The organism is Microbacterium kunmingense, assembly GCF_023155745.1.
In the GTDB taxonomy this organism is placed as follows: Bacteria; Actinomycetota; Actinomycetes; order Actinomycetales; family Microbacteriaceae; genus Microbacterium; species Microbacterium kunmingense.
Genome location: NZ_JAKNUS010000009.1, coordinates 28,728 through 47,009, shown reverse-complemented (window position 1 = coordinate 47,009; position 18,282 = coordinate 28,728). Strand labels below are relative to the sequence as shown.

Below are 18,282 nucleotides of genomic sequence, written 5' to 3'. Positions count from 1 at the left end.
ATGAACACGCACGCACGACGGGGTGCGCGCTGGGCCGTCGCCGGCGCCGCCGTGATCGCCCTGACCGTGGGGCTCGTGAGCCCTGCGGCGGCGAGCACGCCGGCGCCGGCGGAGGCCGCGGCCGCGGCATCCGCCCCCTCCGCCCCGCTGACGAACCTCGACCATCTGGACTTCCTGCTCGACCAGGCGACCCCGCCTGCGGGTGTCGAGGGACACACCACCTACCGCCTCGCGGAGGAGCCGACCCTGACCTTCCCGTGGACGTACGCCGACGCCCGGGGCGGCGGCACGTTCGAGCGGGTCGGCGGCGGACCGCTCGACCCCGAGACCGGGTACTGGGGCCAGGGCGCGTACAACGCCGACGACATCTCCCGCGCCGCGGTGGTGTACCTCCGGCACTTCGAGCAGACCGGCGACCAGGCGAGCGCCGACAAGGCGTACGAGCTTCTGCGGGGCCTGACCTACATGCAGACCGTGACCGGCGAGAACGCCGGCAACGTGGTGCTGTGGATGCAGCCCGACGGCACCCTCAACCCCTCGGCCGAGCCGATCGAGCTGCCCGACCCGTCGGACTCGGGGGCCAGCTACTGGCTCGCCCGCACGATCTGGGCGCTGGGCGAGGGCTACGCCGCCTTCGCCGACGTCGACCCGGCGTTCGCGGAATTCCTCGACGAGCGGCTCGACCTCGCCATCGAGGCGCTCGACCGGCAGGTGCTCTCGCGCTACGGCGAATGGACCGAGTCCGACGGACTGCGCGTTCCGGCGTGGCTGATCGTCGACGGAGCGGATGCCTCGGCCGAAGCCGTGCTCGGACTCGCGGCGCGCCTGGCCGCCGGACCCGACGCGCCGGAGGCGCGCGACGCGCTGGCGAAGCTCGCCGAGGGGATCGCGGCGATGTCGGTCGGAGATGAGGGGGAGTGGCCGTACGGCGCCGTGCTGCCGTGGGCGCAGTCGCGCAGCATGTGGCATGCGTGGGCGTCGCAGATGCCGGCGGCGCTCGCCGCGGCATCCGAGGTCCTCGACGACCCGTCGCTGCTCGAGCCTGCCGTGACGGACACCGCCGTCTTCACCCCGACGCTGCTGACCGCCGGTGGGGCCGACAACGGGTGGTTCCCGAGCCCCACCGACCGGGTGCAGATCGCCTACGGGGTCGACTCGCGGGTGCAGTCGCTGCTGGCGGTCGCGGATGCCACGGCCTCGGCCGGTCTCGAGACGCTCGCGAGCGTGCAGGCGGCCTGGTACTTCGGTGCGAACCGGGCGGGGGAGCCGATGTACGACCCCGCGACCGGTGTCACCTACGACGGGCTCCAGCCCGACGGCACGATCAACCGCAACAGCGGTGCCGAGAGCGCGATCCACGGACTGCTGACGATGCTCGCGCTCGACGCGCATCCGGATGTCGCGGCACGCGCCACGGCGCTGACCTCCGTCACCGCCCAGGACGGGCTGCGGATGATCGAGGCCGAAGACGCCGTGGCCACCGACGGCACCGTCACCACCCCGGAGTCGTGGACGGGGGAGTCGAGCTGGTCGGGCGACGCGCTGACGCTTACTCCCGGCCAGGAGGCGACGTGGGACATCGGCACCGCCGACACGCGGCCCTGGTTGGAGCCGGTGGTCTGGTCCGATCCCGGTGAGACCTCGAGGTCGACCTGGCGGTCGGGTGGCCAGCTGAAGGTCAGCGGCCCCGCGCAGGGCATCTCGCCGTCGCCCGGCGTGCTCCTGCCCTACGCGCTCACCGCACCCCTCGCGGCCAATCGCGGCGAGGTCGCCGTGAAAGCGTTGAGCGGCGAGCTGATGCTCGACGGCATCCTCGTGCGGCCCTGGCTGTCGCGACTCGTGCTCGAAGGCGACGGCGCGCGCACCGAGCTCGTGCAGTCGACGGCGACCGGCACGCAGCGCGCGACGCTCGGTGCCGCCGGAGTGGCCTCGACCATCCGCGTCTTCGACCAGACGGGGGCGCTCGTGCGCACGACCTCGGTGACGGGCGAGGCGAGCGTGGTGGTGCCGCGCGGCGGCTTCGCGCTCGCCGAAGGCTGAGCGCGAAGCCGCCCGGTCGCGACCGGGTGCGGCACGCGGGAGGACATCGGCACACGGGAGGAGTCGGCGGGGGGCTCTGGTCCTCCCGTGTATCGATCCCCTCCCGTGTGCCGCCGGCCGAGGCACGGCGGTGACGCGACGCGTTCACCCCCGTGTCCGATTTCCGCCGGAACCTCCCGGCTGCCCGTGACAGGCTGGGGGCATGACGACGCCCGAGACCGTGCACGCGACGCCCCGCGAGATGGGCTTCGCCGAGCGCTACCGGGTCATCCAGTCGCGCGACCGGCGTTTCGACGGGCAGTTCGTCACCGCGGTGCGCTCGACCGGCATCTACTGCCGGCCGAGCTGCCCGGCCCGGACGCCCAAAGAGCAGAACGTCACCTTCTTCGCCACCTCGGCCGCCGCGCACGAGGCCGGCTACCGCGCGTGCAAACGGTGCCTCCCCGAGGCGGCTCCCGGTTCCCCCGAGTGGGACGTCCGCGGCGACGTCGCCGCCCGCGCGATGCGCCTCATCATCGACGGCGTCGTCGATCGTGAGGGGGTCCCCGGCCTCGCCCGCCGCCTCGGCTACTCCGCGCGCCACCTGACACGGGTCCTCACCGCCGAGCTCGGGGCCGGCCCCCTCGCGCTCGCCCGCGCACAGCGCGCACACACCGCCCGCGCTCTGCTGGTGGGCACCGACCTGTCGTCGGCCGATGTCGCCTTCGCCGCAGGGTTCTCCAGCGTCAGACAGTTCACCGACACGATCGGCGAGGTGTTCGGGATGCCGCCGCGCGACCTCCGCGCCCGGCGTCAGCGCTCGGCGGGGCCCGCCCGTCGTTCCGCAGCGACCACCCCCGCCCCGGGCACGATCGACCTCGCGCTCTCCGTTCGCGGCCCCATCGACACCGCGGGACTGTTCGGCTGGATGCGCGCGCACGCCGTTCCGGGCGTGGAGCGGGGCGACGCGGCATCCTTCTCCCGTGTCGTGCAGCTGCCGTCCGGGCCCGCATGGTTCGAGGTGCGGGAGGAGGTGGGCCACCTGCGTCTGCGGGCACGGCCCGCGTCGCTCCACGACCTCAGCACGCTCATCGCGCGCGTGCGGCGGCTGTTCGACCTCGACGCCGATCCGCTCGCCGTCGATGAGGCCCTCTCGGCGCATCCCGAGCTCAGACGGGCGGTCGCGGACATCCCGGGAGTGCGCGTGCCGGGCGCGATCGACGCCGACGAGATGCTGCTGCGCGCGATGATCGGGCAGCAGATCAGCGTCGCCGCCGCCCGCACGATGCAGGGCCGGCTCGCCGCGGCGCTCGGGACCGCCGTCGACACCCCCGACGGGCCGATGACGCTGTTCCCCGACGCCGCGACCATGGCCGAGCGTGGCCACGAGGTGCTGCGAGGCCCGGCGGCGCGCGTGCGTGCGGTGATCGCCGCTGCCGCGGCGCTCGCCGACGGCTCGCTGACGCTCGGGCCGGGCGACGACCGCGCCGAGCAGCGCCTGCGGCTCCTCGCCCTGCCGGGGGTCGGACCGTGGACGGCCGATTACGTCCGCATGCGCGTGCTGGGCGATCCCGACGTGCTGCTGCCGGGCGATGTGGCCGCGCGCGCCGGGGCCGCGGCCCTCGGCCTCCCCGCAGACCCCCGGGGCTTCACCGCCTGGGCCGAGCGCACCGCGCCCTGGCGCAGTTACGCGATGGCCCACTTCTGGTACGCCGCCCCCGTGACGCGCGCCTGGCGCGCGGACGCGGGCACCGGGGAGAGCCCCGAAAGCCCGGACCCACGCACGGTGAACCCCACGCCCGGTGCCGCACCCGCGCGACCCACGCCACCCGCGCCGCCCGTCGCCCTGCGCCCCACCGATCCTGCATCCGTCACCGCACCGACGCGCCGGAGGACCGCCTCATGAGCACCGCGACCATCCAGACCCTCGACACACCCGACGGCCCCTTCACGATCCTCGAGCGCGAGGGGCACGTCGAAGCCTCGGGATGGACCGCCGACCACGCTGCACTCCTCGCCCGCCTCGCCCCGGCCCACCGTCCCGACGTCGTCGCCGAGGGCGAGACCACCGCGGCCGCCGCGGTCACCGCCTACTACGCCGGCGACGCCGATGCGATCGACGCCGTGCCGGTCCGCCAGCACGGCACGGCGCTGCAGCGCGCCGGGTGGGACGCGCTCCGCGGCATCGCACCCGGGGAGCCGCTCACCTACACCGCGTTTGCCGCCCGCCTCGGCAACCCCCGTGCGGTCCGGGTGGCCGCCTCGATCTGCGCGCGCAACGCGCCCGCGCTGTTCGTGCCCTGCCACCGCGTGCTCCGCTCCGACGGCAGCCTCGGCGGGTTCGCCTGGGGGCTCGATGTCAAGCGGGCGCTGCTCGACCGCGAGAGCTCCTTCGCCCTGACGCGAACTGGCTCTTGATCACAGGAGGCTCCCAGGTTTAGTCTGGAGGGCTGTCGCGACCGCGGCGGCTTCGGATCACCCACACCTGGAGGATGCCATGTATCAGGTCGACCACGTCGCGAAGATCGCCGCCGTCCTCCCCGCGGCGCGGTAGCTCGCACCTTTCGGGTCCTCTTCCGGCATAACCGCCGCGCTCCGAACGTTCTCGTTCGAGCAGCGCTACTTTCCGCGCCTCGCCACGAGCGAGCGCTTCTCCGCCACGTCCCACCAAGGATCATGACCTCCTCCGCTCCGCCCGCGTCATCCGCGAAAGCCCATCTGTCCACCCCTCGCGCGCTCGCGCGACTGCTGCCGTTCGTCCGCCCGGTGCTTCCGCGCCTCGCCCTCGGTGCGGCCAGCGCCCTCGTCGCGAGTCTTCTCGCCCTCGGCATCCCGCTCGTGCTCGAGGCGATCATCCAGGGCCCGATCAACTCCGGGGACCTCGGCCTGATCGGCTGGGGCGCCGCCGCGATCCTCGGACTCGGACTCGCCGAAGCCGCGATGGTCTACCTCCGCCGCTGGTTCGTGCTCGCCCCCGCCACGATGGTGGAGTACGAGCTGCGGCAGACGTTCTACTCGCGTCTGCAACGCCTCCCCGTGGCGTTCCACGACCGCTGGCAGTCGGGTCAGCTGCTCAGCCGCATGATGCAGGACATCAGCACGCTCCGACGCTGGATGGCCTTCGGTCTCGTGCTGCTCGTGGTGAACGTCCTCACCATCCTCGTCGGCACCGCGCTGCTCTTCCGCTGGCACTGGCTCCTCGGCACGGTCTTCCTCGTCGTGTCGGCGCCGCTGTGGTACGCCGGCTACCGGTTCGAGAAGGCCTACGGCACCCTTGCCCGGCAGAGCCAGGACCAGGCGGGCGACCTCGCCACGTCCGTGGAGGAGAGCGTCCACGGCATCCGGGTTCTCAAGGCCTTCGGTCGCGGGAAGCACGCGCTCCAGAAGTTCGCCCGCCAGGCCGAGACCCTCCGTCAGACCGAGCTGCGGAAGGCCCGCGCGGTCGGGTGGATCTGGTTCTGGCTCGTGATCCTCCCCGACGTCGCCTTCGCCCTGTGCCTCGGGACCGGCATCTACCTCGCCGCGACCGGACAGCTCGCCGTCGACGCCCTCATCGCGTTCTTCGCCATGACCACGGTGCTGCGCTGGCCGATGGAGTCGATCGGGTTCCTCTTCTCCTTCACCCTCGACGCGCGCACCGCGACCGACCGCATCTTCGAGGTCTTCGACGAGCAGAACACCATCACCGACCCCGCTCGTCCCGTGCAGCTGTCGAACGTGCGCGGCCAGCTCGCCTTCGAGGGCGCCCACTTCCGCTACCAGGACGCCGGCGCCCACGAGGCCGACCTGCTGAACGGCATCGACCTCGTGCTCGAGCCGGGGGAGACGATGGCTCTGGTGGGTCTGACCGGAAGCGGCAAGACCACGCTCACCACCCTGCCGACGCGGCTCTACGACGTCACCGGCGGGCGGGTGACCCTGGATGGGACGGATGTCCGCGACCTCACGCTGAAGGATCTGCGGCGCCACATCGGCATGGCGTTCGAAGACGCGACGCTGTTCTCGCAGACCGTTCGGGAGAACATCCTCCTCGGGCGTGAGGACCTGGAGCCCGGTTCGGAGGAGGCCGAGCGCATCCTCCATGAGGCGCTCGGGGTCGCGCAGGCGAGCTTCGTGTACGACCTCCCCGACGGCGTGGACACCGTCATCGGCGAGGAGGGGCTGAGCCTCTCGGGCGGTCAGCGCCAGCGTCTCGCGCTCGCGCGCGCGGTGGCGGCGCGCCCGAGCGTCCTGGTACTGGATGACCCGTTGTCGGCCCTCGACGTCGACACCGAGGCCCTCGTAGAAGACGCGCTGCGCGTCGTGCTCAAAGACACCACTGCGCTCGTCGTCGCCCACCGCCCCTCGACGGTCATGCTCGCCGACCGCGTCGCGCTCCTCGAAGCGGGACGCATCACGGCGGTCGGCCGTCACTCCGACCTGCTGCGGGAGAGCGAGCACTACCGGCACGTCATCTCCAGCCTCGAGCTCGCCGAGCGTGAGGCGCGCGACCCGTCGGATGTGATGGACGCCCCGGCCGCAAGCCGCGAGGAACCCTTCGATGCCCTCGAGAAGGAGGTGACCCGATGAGCACGACCACCGTCACCGGAACCAGCGGCGAAGACCGCTCCGACTACACCCGGGAGGAGAGCCGCGCCATCCGGCGCCGGTCGCTCCGACTCCTCGGGTCGCTGATCGCACCCGTGCGCTGGCAGCTGGTGCTCGCCGCCGCCGTGCTCGTCGTCTCGACCGCGCTGCGGGTGGCAGGCCCCGCGCTGATCGGATTCGGCATCAACAACGCCCTCCCTGCCGTCGTCGAACGGGGCGACTGGATGCCCACCACCGTCGTGGTCGGCCTCTACCTCGTCAGCGGCATCGGCGGCGCCGCGCTCATCGGCTGGTACGTGGTGGTCGCCGCGCGCCTCACCCAGGCGGTCATGCTCGACCTCCGCAAGCGCATCTTCCTGCACACGCAGAAGCTGAGCCTGGAGTTCCACGAGTCCTACACCTCGGGGCGCATCATCTCGCGGCAGACTAGCGATCTCGACACGATCCGCGAGCTGCTGGACGGGGGGCTCAACGAGCTCGTGTCCGGCATCCTCTTCGGGTTGTTCACCCTCATCGCGCTGCTGCTCGTGGACTGGCAGTCCGGCGTCATCCTCATCATCATGGGGATCCCGCTGTTCCTTCTCATGCGCTGGTTCTACAAGCGTTCGCAGATGGTCTACCGCCAGTCGCGCGTGGTGAGCGCGTCGGTCATCGTGAAGTTCGTCGAATCGATGACCGGTATCCGCGCGGTGAAGGCCTTCCGGCGCGAGGAGCGCAACGACCAGGAATTCGGCGACCTCGCCCTCAGCTACCGCGACGTCAACATCCGCTCCATCCGCCTGTTCGGCACCTTCGAGCCGGGTCTCATGGCGGTGGCGTCGATCGCGATCGCGATGGTCGTGCTGTGGGGCGGTATCCGCGTGTCGACCGGAGCGCTCGGGCTCGGCTTCCTCCTGTCGGCGGTGCTGTACGTGCGGAACTTCTTCTCGCCGCTGCAGGAGGTGGCGTTCTTCCTGAACTCCTACCAGTCAGCGGTCGCCGCGCTGGAGAAGGTGTCGGGCGTGCTGGAGGAGGAGCCGACCGTTCCCGACCCGAAGCGACCGGTCGACCTCTGGCAGGCGCGCGGGCACGTCAGATTCGACGGCGTCACCTTCGGATACGGGGATGACCGCGTCATCCTGCCCGATTTCTCTTTGGACATCCCCGCGGGGCAGACCATCGCGCTCGTCGGGACGACCGGGGCCGGGAAGTCGACGCTGGCGAAGCTCGTCTCCCGGTTCTACGACCCGACGATCGGATCGGTCTCGCTCGACGGCGTCGACCTGCGGAACCTGCACCCGAAGGATCTGCGCCGCGCGATCGTGATGGTCACGCAGGAGGCGTATCTGTTCAGCGGAACCGTCGCCGACAACATCGCGCTCGGCAAGCCCGACGCGACGATGGACCAGATCCGCGCCGCGGCGCGGGCGGTCGGGGCCGATGCGTTCATCGAGAAGCTCCCCGACGGCTACGACACCGACGTGAACAAGCGCGGCGGCCGGGTCTCGGCGGGGCAGCGTCAGCTGATCTCGTTCGCCCGCGCCTTCCTCGCCGACCCCGCGGTGCTGATCCTCGACGAGGCGACGGCGTCGCTCGACATCCCGAGCGAGCGTGCGATCCAGGAGGCGCTGCAGACCCTGCTCGCCGACCGGACCGCGATCATCATCGCGCACCGCCTCTCGACCGTCGCGATCGCCGACCGGGTGCTCGTGATGGAGCATGGGCGCATCATCGAGGACGACACCCCCGAGGCGCTGATCAGCGGCGACGGGAAGTTCGCGCAGCTGCACCGCGCCTGGCGGCAGTCCCTGGTCTGACCCGCGCTGGTCTGACGCGCGCGTTGTGTCTGGCGGCCGTCCGGGTGCGGGGCCCGTCGCGGCGTCGCAGGATTGCACGAGCGTCGCAGGCATTCGCGAGAATTCTGCGACGCACGTGCGATTCTGCGACCGTGGAATGCGGAAGGCGGAGGTGCAGGATGTCCGGCGCGGCCCGCCGTGGCCCGGCGCGGCCCGCTGCGCGCGGCGCGGTGGGGCTAGAGGGACACCTCGGCGATGACCTCGCCGTACTCGGTCTCCCCGACGGGGGAGAAGCCCATCCGCCGGAAGAACGCCTCCGGTCCGCCCTCGCCCGCCTCGTAGATGACGTTGACCGACGACATGCCGCGCGAGCGCGCCTCGGCGAGCAGCTGCTCCACGGCGAACCGCCCGACACCGCGGCCCTGATCGTCGGCGTCGACGTTGATGCGCCACAGCACGGAGCGGAAGTACTCCTGCGGGAAGTCGGGGTCGAAGTTGGCGCTGACGAACCCGACCACCTCGTCGCCGTCGAGCACCACGCGCTGCCACGACGTCTGCGGGTTGACCACGGTCGCGGCGATGCCGTAGCTCACCGGGGAGAGGTACTCCTCCTGACCGGGCTTCAGCGACATGTTGTTGACCGCGACGATCGTGGACGCGGACAGTTCCTCGAGGCGAAGTTCGGCCATACCCGACAGGCTAGCGAGAAAGCCCTCGCCGTGCGCGCCCGCGACCCCGCATGTCACCGCCGCCCCGCCGCGGAAGTATCTCGACGTCAAGATAATTCGGCGCCGTGGGATAGGCTGGTCGACGACGCGAACGAGAGCCTAACGAGGGACGAACGTGACGGAATCCACCATCATCTACACCTACACCGACGAGGCGCCGGCGCTTGCGACGGCCTCCTTCCTGCCCATGGTGCAGGCGGTGACCCGAACCGCGGGTGTGGACATCGAGACCCGCGACATCTCGCTGGCAGGCCGCATCCTCGCCGCCTTCCCGCAGAACCTCACGCTCGAGCAGCAGGTCGGCGACGCGCTCGCCGAGCTCGGCGGCCTCGCCACGCTTCCCGAGGCCAACATCATCAAGCTCCCCAACATCTCCGCCTCGATCCCGCAGCTCAAGGCCGCCATCGCCGAACTGCAGAGCCAGGGCTACGACATCCCCGACTATCCCGACGAGCCGAACACGGTCGAGGAGAAGGACATCCGGGCCCGCTACGACCGCATCAAGGGTTCCGCGGTCAACCCGGTGCTGCGCGAGGGCAACAGCGACCGCCGCGCCCCGCTGTCGGTGAAGAACTACGCGCGCAAGCACCCGCACCGCAACAAGCCGTTCGCCGACGGATCCAAGACCCGGGTCGCCACCATGGGTCACGACGACTTCAAGTCGAACGAGAAGTCCTGGGTCGCGGCCCACGATGACGTCCTGACCGTCCGCCACATCGCCGAGGACGGCACCGTGACGGTGCTCAAGGACAACCTCAAGGTCCTGCCGCGCGAGATCATCGACGCGACGTTCCTCTCGGCATCCGCCCTCGACGCGTTCCTCGCCGACACCCTCGCCCAGGCCAAGGCCGACGACGTCCTCTACTCGGTGCACCTCAAGGCCACGATGATGAAGGTCAGCGACCCGATCATCTTCGGTCACGTGGTCAAGGCGTACTTCCCCGACGTTTTCGCCGCCTACGGCGAGCAGATCGCCGAGGCGGGGCTCACCCCCAACAACGGTCTCGGCTCGATCCTCTCGGGGCTCGGCGAACTCGCCGACGGCGACAAGATCGCCGCCGCGATCACGGCCGATCTCGAGCGCGGTCCGCGCCTGTCGTACACCAACTCGGACAAGGGCATCACGAACCTGCACGTGCCCTCGGACGTGATCGTCGACGCGTCGATGCCTGCGCTCGTCCGCAACGGCGGCAAGCTCTGGGGCGTCGACGGGGGTGAGGACGACACCCTCGCGGTGATCCCGGACTCGTCGTACGCGAGCGTCTACCAGGCCACGATCGACGACGTGATCGCGAACGGACCGCTCGACCCGACCACGATCGGCACCGTGCCCAACGTCGGTCTCATGGCGCAGGCGGCCGAGGAGTACGGCAGCCACGACAAGACCTTCGAGATCGCCGCGCCCGGCAAGGTCCAGATCATCGACTCCGAGGGCGAGGTGCTCATCGAGCACGACGTGCAGACCGGCGACATCTGGCGCGCGACGCAGACGAAGCACATCGCGGTCATGGACTGGGTCAAGCTCGCCGTGACGCGGGCCCGCGCGACCGGCGCCCCCGCGGTGTTCTGGCTCGACGTGAACCGCGCGCACGACGCGCAGCTCATCGCGAAGGTGCACCAGGGGCTCGCGCTGCTGGACACGTCCGGCATCCAGATCACGATCCTCGCCCCCGAAGAGGCGACCCGTTACACGCTCGCGCGCATGCGCCACGGCCTCGACACGATCTCGGTCACCGGCAACGTGCTGCGCGACTATCTGACCGACCTCTTCCCGATCCTCGAGGTCGGCACGAGCGCCAAGATGCTCAGCATCGTGCCACTGCTCGCGGGCGGTGGGCTGTTCGAGACCGGCGCCGGCGGCTCGGCGCCCAAGCACGTGCAGCAGCTCGTCGCCGAGAACTATCTCCGCTGGGATTCGCTGGGCGAGTTCTTCGCCCTCGCGGCGTCGCTCGAGCACCTCGCGCAGGTCACCGGGAACGTCAAGGCCCAGGTCCTCGCCGACACGCTGGATGCCGCGACGGGGACGTTCCTCGAGAACGACAAGTCTCCCGGCCGGGCGCTCGGCACGATCGACAACCGCGGCAGCCACTTCTACCTGGCGCTCTACTGGGCCCAGGAGCTGGCTCGCCAGAGTGCCGATCCCGAGCTCGCGGCCGCCTTCGCCCCCATTGCCGAGGCCCTGGCCGAGAACGAGCAGCGCATCGTCGACGAGCTCGTCGCCGTGCAGGGATCGCCCGTGGAGATCGGCGGCTACTACCGTCCCGACCCCGAGCGGGTCGAGAAGGTGATGCGCCCGTCCGCCACGCTGAACGGCATCATCGACGGCATCGCCTGACGCCGCCGGAGATCCGCCGCGACGAGGGCGGGCAGCCTACAGTCGCTCGCGCAGGAACGCCGCCTGCACGAGCCACTGGTAGGACTGCCCGCCCTCGTGCTCGTTGAACGGGTACACCTCGATGGCCTTGTCGGCGACTGGGACGCGGTTGTACGCGGCGAACACCGTCGACGGCGGACAGATCATGTCGTGCAGGGCCGCCGAGAACAGCGCCGGTGCCGAGATGCGACGGGCGAAGTTCACCCCGTCGACGTACGACAGCGTGCGGAAGACACGCTCTTCGGCGCCGCGATGCACCCGGAGGTAGCGCACGATCTCCTGGTAGGGGTCGGCGTCGGTGAGGCCGACGGCGCGCTCGAAGTGGCAGAGGAACGGGACGTCGGGCATCACCGCGCGAAGTCCCTCCACGAGTCCGCCGACGGCGATCGCGATCCCTCCGCCCTGGCTGCCGCCGGTGACGGCGACGCGGGTGGGGTCGACCTGGGGGAGTCCGCGCACCGCGTCGACGGCGCGGACGCCGTCGGTGAACAGGCGCCGGTAGTAGTACGTGGCGGGATCGTCGATGCCGCGGGTCATGAATCCGGATGCCGCAGGGCCCGACCCGTGCGGGTCGGGTGTCTCGCCGCCCGATCCCCATCCGCTGCCCTGCCCGCGGGTGTCCATGAACAGGTGCGCGTACCCGGCGTTCCCCCACGACAGGCGCTCGTGGGGGAGGCCGCGTCCGCCGCCGTAGCCGTTGAACTCGACGACGGTGGGAAGCGGGCCCGACGCTCCGCGCGGCACCCACAGCCACGCCTTGACGGGATCCCCGGCGAAGCCGGGGAAGGTCACGTCGTAGGTGTCGACGAGGGTCAGCGGCGTCGCGACCGGCGTGACGACGACCTCGCCGCCGGCGGCGCGGGCCGCGCCGATGGTGCCGGTCCAGAAGTCGTCGAAATCGGCCGGTTCGGCAACGGCCGGGCGGTACGTCGACAGGTCGGCGGGGCTCAGATCGAAGCGGGGCACCGGGTCAGCGTAGCGCTCTCGCGGAGCGGACGACGAGGCCTAGGAGTAGACGCTGACCTCGGTGCCGGTGGCGGTCCACTCGTAGATGAAGCGTGCGGCGTCGTCCCACATGTTGACGCAGCCGTGGCTCTGCGGGTAGCCGAGCGAGGAGCGGAAGTTCGACGCCCCGTGGAAGGCGATGTCGGGCGCGAACCAGGTGATGTAGGGCACGTCCTCGGTGCAGTAGCTGTTCACCGCATTCGGGTTGTAGCACAGCGCGCCCATGTCCTGGATGCGGGTGTAGGCGAAGACGGTGAAGTTGCCCGTGGGGGTGGGCGTCGCGGCGGTGCCTGAGGAGATGGTGAACGACTCCACCATGTTGCCGTTCTCGAAAAGGTAGGCGCGCTGCGCGCTGAGGTCGACCTCCACCGATCGGGCGAGTGCGACCGTGGTGAACGGGGTCTCGGTCACGCCGAGCTCGATGACGCCGTCGCCGGCGGCGAGCTGCGATGCCGCGTCGGCGGCGAGCCCGTCGGTGGACTCCAGGGCGCGGCCGTTGACACCTGCGACGTCTTCGCGCAGGACCGCACCGGCCTTGTTCGTGATGACGGTGGCGTTCACCGCCTCGCGGTTCACCAGGCCCGGCAGGGTGTCGACGACCGACTGGATGCCGGCCTGGTCGACATCGACGGAGATCGTGCCGCGCTCACCGTCGCCGAGGGTGATCCACGAGGCGACGACCGCGCGGTCCAGAGGCACGGTCCGCTCCTCGCCGATGTAGAACCCCGCGGTGTCGAGCATGGCGTTCAGGCGCGACGCGGTCGCCTCGGCGATCGTCGTGGTGGTCTCGGCGTCGACGGCGGCGATCGCCGGTTCGACCTCGACACGCTGCTGGCCGGCGAGGAAGGCGTCCTGCAGGCTCTGGCGCACCGCCTCGGCGTCGATCCCCTCGCCCGCAACGGCGGGGGTGACCTGGTAGCTCGCCGACGCGGCGTCGAAGGCGACGGCGGCGTCGACCGGCGCGACCGAGAGGTCGGGGGCCGCGGCGAGCAGCGCGTCGGCGGCGAGGGAGGGGTCGATCTGCACCTCGGCGTCGACGGGGGAGGGGAACCAACCGGTCGGGTTCCACATCGGGTGCTCCGCGAAGGCTGTCTCGGCGAGCGTCTGCGCGTCGACGGTGGCACCGAGGTCGGCGCCGGTCAGCTCGGCGTCGCCGCCGGGACCGGTGAGGACGACCGTCGTCTCGGCGAGTCGGTTCTCGATCGCCTCGGCGGCGGCACCCGGGGTCATGAAGCCCACCGGCACGCCGGCGATGGCCGTTCCCGGGGCGATGAGGAAGATGGATGCCGCGGCCATGCCGATGGCGGCGGCCGCCGCGGTCACGCCGATCCACAGACCCCAGCGGCGTTTCTTGGGAGCGGGCTCGACGGGCGCCCAGGCGTAGGTCGGGGCGTCACCTCCCGGCGTGTCGGACGTCGGTCCATCGGCGGCGTCGGTGGGCAGCGGCTGGGTGGCGTCGACCGTCGTCGGCTGCGGCTCAGCGGCCCCGTCGGCGTTCGGCCGTGTCACAAGGTCAGTCACGCGGTCCCCCCGACTGCGTCAGTGTCGTCGTTACATGCTAAACGACGCCACCGCGGGCGAGGGCAACGGTCTTATTACGACCCGGGAACGGGAGCGCTCAGGGCGCGCAGAGCTCCTGGAACTTCGTCACCGTCACCTGGAACGATTCGCCGATCTCGGCCGCATCCCCGATCTGCGACAGGTCGCCGCTGGCGACGGAATCCATCACCTCAGCGGTCTGGGTGAACATGTCCTGCAGTTCCGGCAGGAGCGCGGAGATCTCGTCGTTGGTGATCTGGGATGCCGCGGAGGCCAGGCTGTCCGCGGCTGCCCGGGCCGCCTCGGCGACGGCACCCGGGTCGTCGGCGGACGCCTCCTGGAACTCGGTGGTCGCCTCGGTGATGCTGTCCGAGATCAGCAGGCACGCGTCTTCGGTGGACTGACCGTCGTCGCCGGACGCATCGGTCGAGCCGCTGTCGGTGCTGCCCTGCGACGCGGCGGTGTCATCGCCGGGGGAGACGGTGGGTGCACCCGTGCACCCGGCCAGAGCGAGTACGGCGAGCAGGCTGAGGGTGCCGATGGCGGCTGTGGATCGCATCGCGACCTCCTTCGTCGACCTCCACCCTAGGTCAGTCGGTTCATCACGAATTCGTAAAGACTCCGAGCAAATCCTGCGCAGGTCTTGCGGGGACTTAGTTCGTAAGGTGTACTAACAAACATGATTCCGGCCGAAACACACGTCCACCCCTCGGGCGACACCGCCCCCTCCGCGGGGACTTTGCCGTCGCGCGGACGGCGCCAGTCCGCGAAGGTCTTGCCTGAGCAGGCGCGCCGGCACAATCGCTCTCTCGTGCTGCAGACGCTGTTCCACGGGGGCGCGATGAGCCGGGCCGACCTGGCTCGAGAGACCCGGCTCACCCGAGTGACCATCTCCGACCTCGTGGCCGAACTGATCTCCGACGGCATCCTCGCCGAGTTCGGAACCCGCGAGGCGTCCGGGCCCGGAAAGCCGGCGATCCTCGTCGACCTCGACCGCGCGGGTCACCGCATCGTCGGCCTCGACCTCTCGGGCAGCGACACGTTCATCGGCGCGGTCCTCACCCTCGACGGCGAGATCGTCGCGCGCCACGAGGTGGCCGCACCTGCGGCGGCCGCCGACGTCGTCGACACCGCGGTCGCTCTCGCACAGGCGCTCGTCGCCGACGCGCACGCCCCCGTCCTCGGCGTCGGGGTCGGCACGCCCGGCGTGGTCGACGAGCGCGGGGTGATCCTCGCCGCGCCGAACTTCGGGTGGGTGGGGTTCGACCTGGAACGCGCTCTCACCGACGCGCTGCAGCTGCCGGTGCTGGTGGCCAACGACGCCAACGCCGCCGTCCTCGCCGAATACACCCTGGGCGGTGCCGCCGACGACGTGATGCTCGTCAAAGTCGGCCGGGGTGTGGGCGCCGGGCTCCTCACGGGCGGAACGCCCCTGCGGGGCTCGCGTTTCGCGGCGGGGGAGATCGGCCATGTCACGGTCGGCACCGACGGTGGACCGCAGTGCGCGTGCGGGAAGATCGGGTGCCTGGAGGCGTGGCTGTCCGTGCCGTCGCTCGTAGCACGCCTCGCCGCGGCATCCGATGACGACGCCCGCCGGGGCGTCCTCCGCGACGCGGGGGAGCGGCTCGGCATCGCGCTCGCTCCGGTGGTCGCCACCCTCGATCTGTCCGAGATCGTGCTCTCCGGTCCCCCGGAGCTTCTCGACGGTCCCCTCGCCGCCGCCACGCTCGACACGCTCCGCGCCCGCACCCTCGCGCCCTTCCACGAGGGGGTGCGCATCCGCATGACCGCGCACGGTCAGGACATCGTGCTGCGCGGCGCCGCCGTCATGGTCCTGTCCGGCCAGCTCGGGGTCTCGTGATCGCCTCCTCCTCTCCTTTCCCGTCCCCACACACACCCGGTCGGGCTTCCCGACCCCACCCAGAAGAAGGAACGCTATGAAGAAGACGCTCGTGAGCGCCGCCCTGCTCGGGGCTGGCGCGATGGTGCTGGCCGGCTGCGCCGGCGGCACGGGCTCGGCAGGATCGGACGAGGGCGCGGAGATCCGCGTGTGGCTGGTCGGTGCCGACACGCCGCAGGAGGCCCGCGACTACCTGGTCGAGACGTTCGAGGAGGACAACCCCGGCTCCACGCTCGTCATCGAGGAGCAGAGCTGGGAAGGCCTGGTCGACAAGCTCACCACCAGCCTGTCCAGCTCCGACAGCCCCGACATCGTCGAGTTCGGAAACACCCAGGCACCGGCCTTCACCTCGGTCGGCGCCCTCCTCGACCTCAGCGACGAGTACGAGGCACTCGGCGGCGACGACCTGCTGCCCGGCTTCGTCGAGGCCGGGTCGTACGACGGCGCGTTCTACGCGCCGCCGCTGTACTCCGGCGCCCGGGTGGTGTTCGCCGATCCGGCCCTCGTGACCGAGGCCCCCGCGACGCTCGACGACTACATCGCCTCGGCCACCGCCCTCGCCGAGGCCAATCCGGGCAAATCGGGCATCTACTTCGCCGGGCAGGACTGGTACAACGCCCTCCCGTTCATCTGGGAGAACGGTGGGGAGATCGCCGTCGAGTCAGGCGGCGAGTGGGACGCGCAGCTGAGCTCCGACGAGTCCGTCGCCGGGCTGCTGCAGGTGCAGGAGCTGATGACGACCGCATCGGTGGCACCCAAGGACGGCGACAACGCCGAGCCCTGGACCCCGTACTGCGAGGGCGCGGCGATCCAGTTCTCCGCGCCGAACTGGGCGCTCGGGCTCGCGAGCGCCTGCGAGACCGAGAACCCGCCGGCCGCCCCTCTCGTGTATGCCCTTCCCGGCATGGACGGCGGGCCCGCACAGGTCTTCGCGGGCGGCTCGAACATCGGCATCTCGGCGAAGTCGGCCAACCCCGACCTCGCCAAGGAGGCGCTCGCAATCATCCTCAGCGACGAGTTCCAGACCATCTACGGCGAGAACGGCCTGATCCCGGCGAAGAAGTCGCTCGCCTCCACGCTCGGCGACACTCCCGAGGCCGCGGCCTTCGCCGAGGCCGCGAGCAACGCCAAGCTGACACCCGCATCGCCCAATTGGGCCGAGGTCGAGGCATCCCGGGTGCTGGAGGACTTCTTCGTGAAGATCGCCCAGGGCGGCGACGTCGCCGCGCTCGCTGCCGAGGTCGACACCGAGATCGAAGACATCCTCAACGGCTGATGCGCCCCGGCCGGGCCGGCGGTCCTCGTCCCGCCGGCCCGGCCACCCCGTGTCCTTCCCCCCCCATCCACGAAAGAGCCGCCATGTCGACGCTGCACAGCGACGTCAGTCCCGCCGTCAGCGCGGTCGACGGGGAACGCCTCGTCGCCCCCGCACCGCCGGCGAGCCCCGGCCGGCGCCGGGCGCTGCGCCCCGGCGCCCTCACGCCCTACGCGCTCCTCACACCGGCGCTGATCGTCCTGGCGGTCATCACCGGCTGGCCGCTGGTGCAGCTGATCGTCATGTCGTTCCAGGAGTTCGGCCGGGCGCAGGTCTTCGGGGCTCCGCCCGAGTTCATCGGGCTGGCCAACTACGTCGGCATCCTCACCGATCCGCAGTTCTGGCAGGTGCTCAGCCGGTCGCTGCTGTTCGCCGCGGTGTGCGTCGTCGTGACGATGGTCCTCGGCATCCTGATCGCCCTCCTGATGCGCCGCCTCGGGGTGGTGATCCGCACCCTCGTCTCGATCGGACTCCTGCTGGCCTGGGCCATGCCGCCCCTATCGGCCACCATCGTCTGGGGCTGGATCTTCGACACCCAGTACGGGGTGCTCAACCAGGTGCTCTCCCAGGTGCTCGGCCTCGAGCAGTTCACCGGCCATTCCTGGCTCATCGAGCCGCTGAGCTTCTTCTTCGTCGCGACGATCATCATCGTGTGGGGAGCGATCCCCTTCGTCGCCTTCACCGTCTACGCCGGCCTCACCCAGGTGCCCGACGAGGTGCTCGAGGCCGCCCAGCTCGACGGGGCGGGCGCGGCGCAGCGCTTCTTCCTCGTCATCGTGCCCTTCATCCGCCCCATCCTCGTCGTGGTGACGATCCTCCAGGTGATCTGGGACCTCCGTGTCTTCACCCAGATCTACGCGCTGCAATCGATCGGGGGCCTGGCCGAACAGACCAACACCCTCGGGGTGTACATCTACCGGGTCTCTCTCGGCGCGGGCGATTTCGGGGTGGGCGGGGCCATCTCGGTGATCGTCGTGCTGCTGCTGGTGGCGCTATCGATTTTCTACGTCCGCCGCAACCTCCGGGAGGAGTCGCTGTGA

Annotated in this window: 13 protein-coding genes; 9 read left to right on the top strand and 4 right to left on the bottom strand. The window is 70.9% G+C overall.

Annotated elements, in window-relative coordinates:
• From MA875_RS13170 to MA875_RS13150, 5 genes are all read left to right on the top strand, one after another.
• Complete coding sequence (locus MA875_RS13170; RefSeq protein WP_248242713.1) at positions 1 to 2,040, top strand: hypothetical protein; 2,040 nt, start codon at positions 1 to 3, stop codon at positions 2,038 to 2,040.
• A 202-nt stretch (positions 2,041 to 2,242) separates the two neighbouring features.
• Positions 2,243 to 3,925, top strand: a complete 1,683-nt coding sequence (locus tag MA875_RS13165; RefSeq protein ID WP_248242712.1) for an Ada metal-binding domain-containing protein — start codon at positions 2,243 to 2,245, stop codon at positions 3,923 to 3,925.
• On the top strand, positions 3,922 to 4,437 hold the full coding sequence (locus tag MA875_RS13160; RefSeq protein ID WP_248242711.1) for a methylated-DNA--[protein]-cysteine S-methyltransferase: 516 nt from the start codon (positions 3,922 to 3,924) through the stop codon (positions 4,435 to 4,437). The genes MA875_RS13165 and MA875_RS13160 overlap by 4 nt, the downstream gene beginning before the upstream one ends.
• Positions 4,438 to 4,695: 258 nt before the next feature.
• On the top strand, positions 4,696 to 6,588 hold the full coding sequence (locus MA875_RS13155; protein WP_248242710.1) for an ABC transporter ATP-binding protein: 1,893 nt from the start codon (positions 4,696 to 4,698) through the stop codon (positions 6,586 to 6,588).
• A complete protein-coding gene (locus tag MA875_RS13150; protein WP_248242709.1) occupies positions 6,585 to 8,402 on the top strand; it encodes an ABC transporter ATP-binding protein in 1,818 nt (605 codons plus the stop codon). Before MA875_RS13155 ends, MA875_RS13150 begins: the two co-directional genes overlap by 4 nt.
• A gap of 215 nt (positions 8,403 to 8,617) precedes the next feature.
• Here MA875_RS13150 and MA875_RS13145 read toward each other — a convergent pair whose 3' ends face one another.
• Positions 8,618 to 9,070 carry a GNAT family N-acetyltransferase gene (locus MA875_RS13145; protein WP_248242708.1) on the bottom strand — a complete coding sequence of 151 codons (453 nt, stop codon included), beginning with the start codon at positions 9,068 to 9,070 and terminating at the stop codon, positions 8,618 to 8,620.
• Between the two features lie 154 nt (positions 9,071 to 9,224).
• Between MA875_RS13145 and MA875_RS13140 the strand changes: the two genes are divergently transcribed.
• Positions 9,225 to 11,444 carry an NADP-dependent isocitrate dehydrogenase gene (locus MA875_RS13140; protein WP_248242707.1) on the top strand — a complete coding sequence of 740 codons (2,220 nt, stop codon included), beginning with the start codon at positions 9,225 to 9,227 and terminating at the stop codon, positions 11,442 to 11,444.
• A gap of 36 nt (positions 11,445 to 11,480) precedes the next feature.
• On the opposite strand, the gene MA875_RS13135 is transcribed toward MA875_RS13140, so the two are convergent.
• The 3 genes from MA875_RS13135 to MA875_RS13125 form a co-directional block, all read right to left on the bottom strand.
• Complete coding sequence (locus tag MA875_RS13135) at positions 11,481 to 12,449, bottom strand: acetylxylan esterase (RefSeq protein WP_248242706.1); 969 nt, start codon at positions 12,447 to 12,449, stop codon at positions 11,481 to 11,483.
• Between the two features lie 39 nt (positions 12,450 to 12,488).
• On the bottom strand, positions 12,489 to 14,009 hold the full coding sequence (locus MA875_RS17840) for a L,D-transpeptidase family protein (protein ID WP_248242705.1): 1,521 nt from the start codon (positions 14,007 to 14,009) through the stop codon (positions 12,489 to 12,491).
• A gap of 97 nt (positions 14,010 to 14,106) precedes the next feature.
• Positions 14,107 to 14,586, bottom strand: coding sequence for a hypothetical protein (locus MA875_RS13125; RefSeq protein WP_248242704.1), 480 nt, complete (start codon positions 14,584 to 14,586; stop codon positions 14,107 to 14,109).
• Positions 14,587 to 14,706: 120 nt separating this feature from the next.
• On the opposite strand from MA875_RS13125, the gene MA875_RS13120 reads away from it, so the two are divergent.
• From MA875_RS13120 to MA875_RS13110, 3 genes are all read left to right on the top strand, one after another.
• Complete coding sequence (locus MA875_RS13120) at positions 14,707 to 15,888, top strand: ROK family transcriptional regulator (protein WP_248242703.1); 1,182 nt, start codon at positions 14,707 to 14,709, stop codon at positions 15,886 to 15,888.
• 76 nt (positions 15,889 to 15,964) lie between these two features.
• Positions 15,965 to 17,203, top strand: a complete 1,239-nt coding sequence (locus MA875_RS13115; protein WP_248242702.1) for an extracellular solute-binding protein — start codon at positions 15,965 to 15,967, stop codon at positions 17,201 to 17,203.
• An 83-nt stretch (positions 17,204 to 17,286) separates the two neighbouring features.
• Complete coding sequence (locus MA875_RS13110) at positions 17,287 to 18,282, top strand: carbohydrate ABC transporter permease (protein WP_248242701.1); 996 nt, start codon at positions 17,287 to 17,289, stop codon at positions 18,280 to 18,282.